This window comes from Thalassospira sp. Z349TD_5, from assembly GCF_056173045.1.
In genome coordinates this window covers 1,346,121-1,357,500 of the sequence record NZ_CM149654.1, presented here as the reverse complement: position 1 = coordinate 1,357,500, position 11,380 = coordinate 1,346,121, and the positions used below count along the sequence as shown (strand labels likewise).

At 54.7% G+C, this 11,380-nt stretch carries 8 protein-coding genes; 2 read left to right on the top strand and 6 right to left on the bottom strand.

What is annotated here, in order from left to right; genetic code table 11:
* Window positions 1–204: 204 nt before the first annotated feature.
* Window positions 205–1,263: a proline racemase family protein gene (locus tag AC0VXT_RS06025; protein ID WP_475547913.1), complete on the top strand. Its 1,059-nt coding sequence runs from the start codon at window positions 205–207 to the stop codon at window positions 1,261–1,263.
* A gap of 48 nt (window positions 1,264–1,311) precedes the next feature.
* Here AC0VXT_RS06025 and AC0VXT_RS06020 read toward each other — a convergent pair whose 3' ends face one another.
* The 5 genes from AC0VXT_RS06020 to AC0VXT_RS06000 all read right to left on the bottom strand — a co-directional run bounded on the left by AC0VXT_RS06020 (window position 1,312) and on the right by AC0VXT_RS06000 (window position 8,152).
* Entirely contained in the window at window positions 1,312–1,980 is a 669-nt protein-coding gene (locus AC0VXT_RS06020) for a GntR family transcriptional regulator (RefSeq protein WP_022732216.1), read from the bottom strand.
* 185 nt (window positions 1,981–2,165) lie between these two features.
* The gene (locus AC0VXT_RS06015; protein WP_475547912.1) at window positions 2,166–3,167 is read right to left on the bottom strand and encodes a 4-hydroxyproline epimerase; all 1,002 of its coding nucleotides are present in this window, start codon (window positions 3,165–3,167) and stop codon (window positions 2,166–2,168) included.
* Window positions 3,168–3,179: 12 nt separating this feature from the next.
* A complete protein-coding gene (locus AC0VXT_RS06010; protein WP_475547911.1) occupies window positions 3,180–4,463 on the bottom strand; it encodes an NAD(P)/FAD-dependent oxidoreductase in 1,284 nt (427 codons plus the stop codon).
* A gap of 164 nt (window positions 4,464–4,627) precedes the next feature.
* Window positions 4,628–5,524, bottom strand: a complete 897-nt coding sequence (locus AC0VXT_RS06005) for a dihydrodipicolinate synthase family protein (protein ID WP_475547910.1) — start codon at window positions 5,522–5,524, stop codon at window positions 4,628–4,630.
* 204 nt (window positions 5,525–5,728) lie between these two features.
* Complete coding sequence (locus AC0VXT_RS06000; protein WP_475547909.1) at window positions 5,729–8,152, bottom strand: glycosyltransferase; 2,424 nt, start codon at window positions 8,150–8,152, stop codon at window positions 5,729–5,731.
* A 137-nt stretch (window positions 8,153–8,289) separates the two neighbouring features.
* Here AC0VXT_RS06000 and AC0VXT_RS05995 point away from each other — a divergent pair, with 137 nt between their 5' ends.
* Complete coding sequence (locus AC0VXT_RS05995) at window positions 8,290–10,392, top strand: bi-domain-containing oxidoreductase (RefSeq protein WP_475547908.1); 2,103 nt, start codon at window positions 8,290–8,292, stop codon at window positions 10,390–10,392.
* Between the two features lie 5 nt (window positions 10,393–10,397).
* On the opposite strand, the gene AC0VXT_RS05990 is transcribed toward AC0VXT_RS05995, so the two are convergent.
* Window positions 10,398–11,339, bottom strand: a complete 942-nt coding sequence (locus AC0VXT_RS05990) for an AEC family transporter (RefSeq protein ID WP_022732208.1) — start codon at window positions 11,337–11,339, stop codon at window positions 10,398–10,400.
* Window positions 11,340–11,380 lie beyond the last annotated feature (41 nt).

The following is an 11,380-nucleotide window of genomic DNA, read 5'->3' as shown; positions in this document are numbered from 1 at the left end:
GCGCGAAGACACATATAGGTTTCACTTTTATGACCCGCAAGAGGGGGCATCTTAAGAAGTTTTGTCCCAGCCCGATTGTAACCATATTCTTTTGGGCGTTTAAAGGGCTAAGATGTTCGCGCGGCACCGTTAAATACCGAGAATCAGGTTACGCCAGAAAATCAAAACAGATCAAAAATACCCGAAATTCCATTATGAGGCCCCATGCCCCACAGCAAAGCCAACCTTGATTCGCCCCGATCAAACGCCCTGCCCGGTCAAAGTACCCCGATTGAGGTGATTGATATGCATACCGGCGGCGAGCCGTTGCGGATTATCACATCGGGATACCCCGCCATTCCGGGCGACGACATTCTGGCCAAGCGGCGTTATGCCCGCGACCATCTTGATCATTTGCGCCGTTTTTTGATGTTTGAACCGCGCGGGCATGCCGACATGTATGGGGCGATACTGGTTGAACCGAGCCTGCCGGGTGCAGATATGGCCGTGCTGTTCATTCATAATGAAGGCTATTCGACCATGTGCGGGCACGCGATCATCGCCCTTGGCCGCTATGCGGTTGATTATGGCCTGGTCAAAGTGGTCGAGCCGGTCACGCACGTGAATATCGAATGCCCATGTGGCATGGTGCGGGCCGAGGTCGAAGTCACCAATGGACAAAGCCGCAGGGTACGGTTTTCATCCGTGCCATCCTTTTTGTTTGCCCGCGACCTTGCGCTGACCCTGGAAGATGGACGCAGCTTTAAAACCGACATTGGATATGGCGGTGCGTTCTACGCCATTCTTGATGCCGGGCAATTCGGCCTGCCGATCAGCTCATCGGTCACAAACAAGCTGACGCAGCTTGCCGAGGAAGTGTGTTTGGCGGTGAGGAAAGCCATCCCGCTTTCCCACCCCGATCATGATGATCTGGCGTTTTTATATGGCGCGATCTTGACCGATGGCAAAGACGCATTTGGCGACACACCGACGCGCAATATATGTGTATTTGCCGACAGTCAGGTTGACCGCAGTCCGACCGGATCAGGTGTCAGCGCCCGGCTTGCCATTCAACACGGCAAGGGTCTGATCAAAACCGGCCAATCGCGCCGGTTCGAGAGCATTGTCGGATCGGGTTTTGAGGGGGCGGTCACCAGCACAACCACCTGCGGGCCGCACCCGGCCGTCATCGCGTCGGTCAAGGGGGTGGCCCATTATAGTGGTAAGGCCAGTTTTTGGTTTGAAGACAATGATGATGTCGGACGGGGATTTATGCTGCGCTAATGCAGGGCGGTTTGGGCCACCGCGGTCTTTAAAATCGCCTCGCCGTCCCTACTGACGGGCGTTGCGCAGGCAATCCATCAGGCTGTTGGCGGAATTTTCAATATGGTCAGCCAGAAGACCCACCGCCTCGTCAACGTTTCCGGCTTTGCAGGCTTCGAAAATCTGATGGTGTTCGCGCTCCGCCCGGTCGGTTTCCCCCGAAAGCGCCAGTTGCGCCTGTGCAAAGCGGACCGTGTTGTTGCCAATCATGCGGATGATTTCAAGCGTCTTGGGACGGTTTGACGCCCGATACAGCCGGTCATGGAATTCGCGGTTAAGCTCCCCCCATTTCGACACATCGCCAGACCGGAAAGCTTCGTCATAGACCATCAGGATATCTTCGACCGACTTTAAATCCGCCGGTGTCATGCGCGGTATAGCATGACGGAGCAATTCGCATTCGAGCAATTTGCGGACTTCAAACAATTCTTCGATTTCATCAAGCGACAGCTGGGCGACAATCGCCCCCTTATGGGGCTGAAACGAGACCAATCCTTCGGCGTCAAGGCGCTGAAGCGCTTCGCGGACCGGAATGCGCGACACATTATATTCACCGGCGATCGCATCCTGACGCAACTGGAAGCCCGCAGGGAAATCACCCGATAAAATGCGGGCCCTGAGGTCTTCGGTAACCTGATCGGTAATGGTGCGGCGGGTAAATCGCGGTGATGCGGTCATTTCAGCTCTTTTATAATGGGTCCCGGTTCCATGGCATCCGGGGTAACGATCTGTCCAGCTAGACTGGCATATCCATGATTAGTCATAACCATGCACCCGCCAAGTCGCAATACAATTGCATACTGTATAATCAGGGACCCATCGCGCAAATACAACGAAGGGAGCATAAAGCCCTCTTCGGTCGGTTAGTTTACGACAAAACCATGCTTGTAGGGATCACGGTCATCAATAAAGATCGTGTTATACCCGTGCTTGCGCGCCCAACCTTCGATACCGGGCACCACCGCGTCATACGCGCCGACTTTGGTGTGTTCAACCACGCTGACCCTAAATTGTGATCCGATGATGCTTTCATGAACCAACTCATGGGCCGGGTCCCATTGCCCCTTGGCCACGAGCTGCGCCAGACGGGCCGACGACCCGGTGCCACAAGGGGAACGATCAATGCCCTTATCACCGTAAAACACCGCATTACGGTGCGTGCTGTCGGGCTGGGTCGGTTTGCCGGTCCATTGGATATGCGACAGGCCCTTGATGTCGGGGTAAAGCGGGTGAACAAAGTCGTTTTGTTCATTCAGACGGCGGCGCAGTTCCGGGCTGATGCGTTGCAAATCACCGGCGGTGAAGTCCGACATATCCCGGTAGTTTTCCTGCGGCTCGACAATCGCATAGAAATTCCCACCATAGGCCACATCGACCGTGATCGGGCCAAGATCAGGACAGTCAACGGCAATATCGGTTTTATACAGGAACGACGGCACGTTGGTCAGTTTGACCGATTCGACGTATTCACCGACCTGATTGTATTCAGCAATCACCAATCCTGCCGGGGTTTCAAGCCGCAAGCGCCCCGGTGTTTTGGGTTTTACCAAGCCTTCTTCGATCGCCATGGTGACGGTCCCGATGGTGCCATGGCCGCACATCGGAAGGCAGCCCGACGTTTCAATGAACAGCACTGCAACATCATAATCATCAGAGGTCGGATCATAGAGGATTGATCCTGACATCACGTCATGACCACGCGGCTCAAACATCAGCCCGGTGCGGATCCAGTCATATTCGGCCAGAAAGTGCGCCCGCTTTTCAAGCATGGTCGCACCGTGAAGTTTGGGGCCACCGCCGGCAACCAGACGCACCGGGTTGCCGCAGGTATGACCATCAATACAAAAGAAACTGTCTTTCGCCATGGGTGGGGCCTTCTAGAAACGATTGATACGATAGGGCGTCATGTTGATCGGGGTTTCTTCCCCACTCATAAGATCGGAAATCAGGCGCCCGGTGGTTGCTGCCATGGTCAGGCCAAGGTGCCCGTGCCCAAAGGCGAAAAAGACGTTCTGATGATTGGGGCTTTTGGAAATGACCGGTTTTGAATCGGGCATGGACGGACGAAAGCCCATCCATTCCGTGCCGCCTTCGCCATTCAGCTTGGGCAGGACTTCCTTACCCTTGGCAAACAGTGCCTTGGCCCGATCATAATTGGGTGCCGCGGTCAGACCGCCAAGTTCGACCGCACCGCCAACGCGAATGCCCATTTCCATCGGGGTCATGACAAAACTGTCATCGGCACAAATCACCATGCGCGACAGTTTGGCGCCATGATAGGGAACGGTGGTGTTATAGCCCCGTTCGGTATCAAGCGGTACTGGCGACCCCAGACGTTTGGCGAGCGTTTTAGACCATGCACCACAGGCAACCACCACCGTGTCAAAGGTAATCTGATCGCCGGATGTGGTCATTGCCGCACGTGGTTTGCCATCGCGATAGACAAAGTCAGTGACGTCGGCGGCTTCAAATTTGCCCCCCTGATCACGGAAGCATTTATACAGCCCCATCACGATCTTATAGGGGTCAAGCACCCTGCCCCAGTCTTCTTCCATCACGCCGCATGAAAAGATCGGCGCCAGATCGGGTTCGAGGTCGCGCACTTCAGCACGGGTAAGATCGCGGATTTTAATGCCGTTCCGCCGACGAAGGTCAATGGCATAATCATCCTTACGTCGCGAAGCATCGCTGCGATAGACAGCCATTGCCCCCTCTTTTTTAAAGACGGCATCGGCAAGGCCAGCCTTGGCAATTACGGGATCGTAATCATCCCATGCGCGGTTAAGGAGTGCGGCCAGTTCGGTTGCGATCTGCTCAACTCGGGATTTGGAGCTTGCGGCCAGAAAACGTAACAGCCATGGCAACATTCTGGGCAAATATCCCCAACGCACCGAAAGCGGTCCAAGCGGATCCATCAGCCAGCCGGGCACATTCATCAGCGTTCCGGGCATTGCAATCGGCGCACATTCGGTTACCGCAATCCCACCGGCATTGCCAAAGGATGCCCCCATGCCCGGCTCACCACGGTCCAGAATGGTCACCTCATAGCCCTTTTCCTGAAGAGCAAGAGCAACATTCACGCCGATGATCCCGGCACCAATCACGACGGCCTTTTGACCAGACGCGTTCGGGGTCTTGGATTTTGAGGGCGATTGGGACATTTGGGGGCCTCGTCAAATATGGTGCGTGTAATCTCTCGAATTTAACTGCCGACAAGATGGCAGGAAACTCCCCCGCGAGATGTCACGAGGGAGCTTACTGTTTCATCATTCGCAATCGAAATGCAATCGGTTGATACCATAACCGGCTGCATTTTAGGTCGTGCCTAGAGGCTTGGACGGGTATCGATTGCTTTCTGGATTTCCGCCTTGATCGTTTCAAGCTCTTTGCCAACCAGCGGAAGACGCGGTGCGCGCACGTGCGCCTTGCCCACACCGGTCATTTCCTGTGCCAGTTTAATGTACTGAACCAGTTTGGCATGCACATCCATGTGCAAAATCGGGGTGAACCAGCGGTAAATCGGAAGGGCTTCTTTGTATTTACCTTCAGACAGCAGTTTCCACAGCGCGACTGATTCTTTTGGGAAGGCATCAGTAAAGCCGGAAATCCAGCCAACAGCGCCCAGAACCTGCGTTTCCATGACAAGGTCATCCATGCCACAGAACAAAACAAACCGGTCGCCACAGGCATTGTAGATATCGGTGATACGGCGCGGATCGCCGGAGCTTTCCTTGATCGCGACCAGATTTTTAACATCGGCCAGCTGATTGAATTCTTCTGGTTTGATGTCGATGCGATAGGCACCCGGATTGTTGTAAATCATGATCGGAAGCTTGGTAGCGCCCGCAACGGTGCGGAAATGCTCGATGTTTTCACGCGGATCAGCGGTGTAAACCATGCCCGGCAGCAGCATCAGGCCATCAGCGCCAAGTTCTTCGCAGACCTGAACATGACGGATCGCAGCCTGAGTTGAGTTTTCAGCAACACCGGACAGAACCGGGATGCGGCCCTTGGTGACTTCGACAGCAAGTTTGAGGACGGCAATTTTTTCGTCCGGCTCAAGGGCGGTGTTTTCACCGACCGAGCCCAGCATCACCAGACCATCGACGCCCGCGGTGATCAGAGCTTCGATCTGTTCGGCGGTCATGTCGAAATCGATTGAGCCGTCTTCGTTCATCTGTGTGGCAACGGCGGGGAAAACGCCAGTCCAGTTTACCTGCATGGGAAAGTAACCTCCTGATACAGCGCACCCGTTTTGGCACGCGCATTACACATTCAAACACCCATACTCACGAGGGTATCTTCAATTCATGTATATTGTATACAAAATATACATCGAGGATGCAAAGAGATTTTTGACCAAAAAGAAAAGGCCCCGCGAACGGAGCCTTTAAATCTATACCACCAGGGGACGAGAGATCTCGTTTTACGTTTTCTGTGATCCAAATCGTACTGTGCGGACATGATCAACGGGTGCCGTCCCGGTCACGAACTTAAGCGTTTTGGCAATGATCACCTGATCACAGAGTTCGCGTTCGACCAGATTCCGGGCTGCTGCGCCATAAGCATGACGGGTTGCATCATCCTCCATCAGTTTTTCGATGGCATCGGCAAGCGCACTTGCATCGCGCAAGGGCACAAGAAGACCATTTTCCTGATGGGAGACAATTTCGCGACATCCGGGCACATCGGTTGACACCATGGCAAGCCCCGAGGAAGCGGCCTCTAATAATGATTTGGGCAGACCTTCGCGCCATGATGGTAAAACGGCCAGATCAGCAGAACGTAGCAAGTGCGCAATGTCTCTTCGTTTGCCAAGCCATTCGATCAGCCCGTCTTGCTGCCATTTCACCAGATCGCTTTCCGATGCACTGTCAGGATTGGCAGGATCGGCATCACCGACCAAAAGGAAGCGATAGGTGTGATTGCGTGACTTCAGAATGCGGGCGGCCTCGATCAGCTCAGCAAGTCCCTTTGACCACAGCATTCTGGCAACAAATATCGCAGTTTTGAGGCCGTCCGATGATGTGGTTCTCGGTGCAAAGGCAGAAATATCCACCCCTGACCCACGGACCAACGCCAGTCGGCTTTCCCGAAAACCAAGATCAGACATAAGCGCATGATCATCGCGGTTCTGCACGATCACGTTGATGGACGGGCACCGGGCATACACCCGTAAAACCAGCGACACAATATGTCGAACAATGCGGGCTTTGGCACCGCCAGACACAAACAGGAAGCCAAGCCCGGTTATCATATTAACTGATCGCTTTGCCCCCACCAATAGACCGGCAAAGGCAGAAAGAACAACACACTGTATCGCGACATTGACGATGACGTCGGGCTGTTCGCGCCGGATCAGACAGGCAAGAGACTTTACCGTTTTAAGTGACTTGAGCGGGCTTAAGCCGCCACGCGCAATCGGTACATCAACGACGCGAAAGCCTTCGCTGCGCAACGCGTCCGCAGCATCACCCAAATTGCAGGCAACAACGACGTCGTCCCCACGCACCAAGGCCGCACGACCAAGTCCGATGCGATGGGATACGAAAGACCAGTCTTCGGCACAGACGATCATGGTTTTGCGCCGCGACCTTGGCGCCGTTTCGCGCACCAACGCATCACGGCGCAGAACGGCCATTGCAAGCGAAACCACAAAGACGGCAAACCACCATGACGTCCAGAATGAATAGTTAAACAACCCGGCAAACCAGTAAGCCGCGAGAATTCCCAAAACCGGTCCTGCGGCGCGAAGCCCATCACGGGAGGTCAACCGCAAGCCAACAACGGCACATCCTAGAACCAAAAGAACCGTCGGGATCAGTCCAATCAACCCGGTTTCGAGCCAGATTTCCATAAACCAGCTATGCGGGTGCCCCGGAAGAACTGCCTGATTAAATCCTTCAACCATACCATTGGCGCCGGGGATCCAAGGGGCAGCGTTAATACCCCAGCCAATCAAGGGATGATCGAACACATGGCTGTAGGCAAACTGCCAGATGAGTTGACGGTGTGCATCAATGATCGTGGTCGGAAGGTAAGGTGTAAATGAGCCTGTATAGGGCCATTGCGTGGTGATCGATGACAGCCAGACCAGAATACCGACCGTACCCGCAACCGATGCCACAAGAAGGGCGGTTTTTACCATACGGTTTTCAAGCACAAGCCAGGCCGCAACCACCATCGCACCAAAAGCGGCAAGTGCGCCTGCGGTATTGGCGCGCGCATCGGAGACCTCGATAATAAAGAAGAAGGCAACAACGCCTAAAAGCGGCGGTAGCTTTGCCCATCCCTTCCGATCAAACATGTCTGCCGCAAACAGAATGGCCGCAAACATAAAGAAGCTGCCATTGGGTTTTAAGCGACGTGTAATATCAACATGGCGTTCGGGATCAAGCATTGCCTTGATGCTGAGGATATCGGGCGTGGTCAATGCTGCTAAAAGGCAATAGCCCATCAAAGCAAGGGTTGCCCCGATTAGCGCGTTCCAGGCATAGCGCGCCTTGGGGGCAATCAGGCGCATGAGATACCAAACGCCGCCCAGCATTGCCAAACGACCCATCCAGGTACCCCATGACTTGTCCGGGTTGATCGTACCGATCACCGAAGGTAACCAGCAAACAAAGACAACCATGACCAAAACACCAAGCGGCGAGGTCAAATCGCGGCGCATCTGGCGCCATGTCTGCCCGTTACTTCCACTCGTCACCGCAAGTATAAGCGACAAACCCAACCCGATCCCGACAGCCGCGCGGCCAAAGAAAAACAGCGGCGCAGAAATGCCAAACAAGATTGCGGCGAGGCTAAGCATCGTATCGCGCCAATGCCGTGCCGGGACAGATTGTTGCATCGTGAATGGTTCCAAAATGAGGTCTGCCGTCTTGCTAAACCGCTGCCGGGTCGGCGTCAATCACGGATCGACGCCACCATGATGCATGTGGTTTAATCATCCCAATAACATTCAACCTTTTGACGTTAAGGTACAGCATGACGGTGATGAAAGCCCTGTTACGGTTTCCCGGTGATCGGAAAATCATGCTTGCCGACTGCCCGATACCCTCGTTGAAGCCCCATTCCGTTCTGGTACGGACATCCGCGACCGTCATAAGCCCCGGTACCGAGTTTAATCAGGCGCAACAAACCACCGCATCGCTGATCCAAAAGGCATGGCAGCGCCCCGATCTTGTGGCCCTGACACTTAAATCATTGCGATCAGTTGGCGCGCGCCAAACCTTTGATCGCGTTCAAAACCGCCTTGGCCGCCCGTTACCAATGGGATACTGCGGCGCGGGTGTTGTGCATGCCGTCGCGGATGGCATCACCGACCCTGCATGCGGGCAACGGGTTGCCATTGGCGGCATGGATCATGCCAACCATGCCGAGTGGAATGTGGTGCCCAAAAACTTCGCCTGCCCCATTCCCGATGAAGTCAGCAACCAAAAGGCCGCTTTTACGACCCTGTATGCCCTTGCCCTGCATGCCCTTCGACAAGGGGAAACCGGGATTGGCGACCGGGTTGCGATTTTGGGTGCCGGGCTGGTTGGTCAGTTGGTTGCTCAGACCGCATTGGCAGCCGGGGCGCGCACCTCTGTCATTGAACCAAACCCGACGCGCCGTAAAGTGGCAGAAACAATCGGTGCGACCGGCACATATCACACCGCCCAAGATGCACCGGACAAGCAATTCGACACGGTGTATATCTGTGCCCCGGCACAGGGCACCCATACACTGATTGATGACGCCGCACGGCTGTGCCGGGATCGTGGCGTCATTGTCTGTGTCGGGGATGTTGCCCCGCATGGCACACGCGATGTCCTGTATCGTAAGGAAATCGATCTGCGTCAGGTGAGATCCTATGGACCGGGCCGCTATGATCCGGCCTATGAAGAAGCCGGTCAGGACTACCCCGAAGGGCATGTGCGCTGGACTGTGAACCGGTACATGAAAGCCGCCCTTGATCTGATGGCCGATGGCAGGCTTGATCCCCTGCCCCTGATCACCCGTGAGATTACGTTTGATGCAATAGCCGATCACTTCACGCCAGGCGCTGATCCCGATGACTTGGCGACTGTCGTGCATTTTGCACATAGTGAGATGGCGCAAGACGATGAAAACGATTTCCGTTTGACACCCCCGTCAGGTTCTTTGCCCTGCAATGAGCCTGCTAGGGATAGGTCCGTCACACTCGGGTTGATCGGGACGGGGAATTATCTGGGGGGCAGCTTGCTGCCACTTTTACGTAAACATACCCGGATTGATGTTCTGGCTTGCGCATCCCAAAGCGGGCTTTCGGCGTTGGCTGCGGCACGTAAATTTCGCGCGGCAAAACCTTGTTCCGACGTCACGGACATCCTGGATAATTTCGAAATTAACAGCGTGATCATCGCCACCCGCCATGACAGCCATGCGACGTTGGCCGATGCGGCATTGGCGGCGGGCAAACATGTCTGGCTGGAAAAACCCATTGCAATCACCCACGAGGATATGGAACGCCTCCGCCCACATGCAACCAACCAAAAATCGGTTTTCATGGTTGGCCATAACCGGCGTTACGCAGCGATGAGCCAGAAATTGCGTAAATTGCTGCCGCGCGACGCAAAGCAGTTTCACTATCGGGTCCGGTTCAAACCATTATCTACCGATCATTGGCTGAACCGCCCCGATCAAGGCGGGCGCACCATTGGCGAGATCAGCCATTTTATTGATCTTATGACCTATCTGTCCGGTGCGAAAATCAGTGACATCACCTGTGACTGGCGGGACCGGAAAAGGGGCGATAGCATCTGGCGCGTATATTTTTCGGACGGGTCGGTGGGCGAGGTCAGCTATTTGCACACAACGCGCAATGAGCCCAAGGAAATCCTTGAAATCGCGGCCCCGGATTTTGGGGCAACACTGCATGACTGGCGCAGGCTTGAGGTCAATGGAAAGGTCGTGATGCGAAACTGGCTTGCAGGCGACAAAGGTCAAAAAGACGCGATAAATGCCTTTGTCACAGCCGTTGAAAACGGCGTATCCGGCCCGGACACACCATCACTGAATGATGAGATCAACCTGATGGAGCGCATCCTGAACGCCGCAAACACCTAAGGGCCTTACTGTGGCCCGGCATACAGGACCAACAGCGGCAAGGTCAGCATACTGATGATGGTTGTGATCAGGATCGTTGTCGAAGACCGATCGACACAGACGTTATAATTGCCCGCCACAACCGCCACATTGGCCCCGGCCGGAAGGGCTGCCACCAGCGTTACAATGGTCAGCCACAACGGCGGCAGATCGAAAACAAAATGTGCTACCGAAAACACCAGAACCGGCTGCACAAACATTTTCGCAACGGTGCACAGCAAACTTGCACTTAAATTACCACGCACCGACTGGCCATAAAGCCCGGCCCCAACCAGCAACAGGGCAATTGTCGGTCCTGCTGTGCGGAACCGTTCCAGCGTGCCGTTGATCATTTCGGGGATCGGAAGATCAATCAGGGAGGCAAGAACCCCCATCACAATCGCAATAATAATCGGGTTTCGCATGACACGCACGACACTGCGCACGACCTTGGGCAACCAATGCCCATCACCCCCGCGTGCCCCTTCGACAATCAGGATCGTCAGGCCAAGAAGGGTCAGCGGATGGATCGACAAAACAATCAAAAGCGGCACCAACCCTTCTTCGCCGTACACCGCCTGAACCAGCGGGATGCCCAGAAGAACAATGTTGGAAAACACCCCGCCCATCGCCGTCACGGCCGCTTCGTCTGTTTTTGCCTTAAGCCAGACACGTGCGGCCATAAACACCAGCGCAAAGTTCAAAAGCACACCGGAATAGTAGCTTCCCCACAGGCGCAAATCGAAATGCGCACTGATGTCTGATTGCGACAGGGTCTGAAACAACATGGCCGGGATAAAAACATTCATCGCAATTTTGGCAAGGAACGGAATGCCTTCGCGCGAGATAATCTTGACGTGGGTCAAAAGAAACCCACCAAGGATCGTCAGAAACACAGGTCCGACTTTTCCGACGATCAGATCAAGCATAGTTCCCCCGGCATTATCACTGCACTGCTTATGATGAACGG

Coding starts and splice junctions, on each gene's coding strand:
- AC0VXT_RS06015 (WP_475547912.1), bottom strand. CDS start 3,167: ATGGCGAAAGACAGTTTCTTTTGTATTGATGGTCATACCTGCGGCAAC.
- AC0VXT_RS06000 (WP_475547909.1), bottom strand. CDS start 8,152: ATGCAACAATCTGTCCCGGCACGGCATTGGCGCGATACGATGCTTAGC.
- AC0VXT_RS06010 (WP_475547911.1), bottom strand. CDS start 4,463: ATGTCCCAATCGCCCTCAAAATCCAAGACCCCGAACGCGTCTGGTCAA.
- AC0VXT_RS06005 (WP_475547910.1), bottom strand. CDS start 5,524: ATGCAGGTAAACTGGACTGGCGTTTTCCCCGCCGTTGCCACACAGATG.
- AC0VXT_RS06025 (WP_475547913.1), top strand. CDS start 205: ATGCCCCACAGCAAAGCCAACCTTGATTCGCCCCGATCAAACGCCCTG.
- AC0VXT_RS05995 (WP_475547908.1), top strand. CDS start 8,290: ATGACGGTGATGAAAGCCCTGTTACGGTTTCCCGGTGATCGGAAAATC.
- AC0VXT_RS06020 (WP_022732216.1), bottom strand. CDS start 1,980: ATGACCGCATCACCGCGATTTACCCGCCGCACCATTACCGATCAGGTT.
- AC0VXT_RS05990 (WP_022732208.1), bottom strand. CDS start 11,339: ATGCTTGATCTGATCGTCGGAAAAGTCGGACCTGTGTTTCTGACGATC.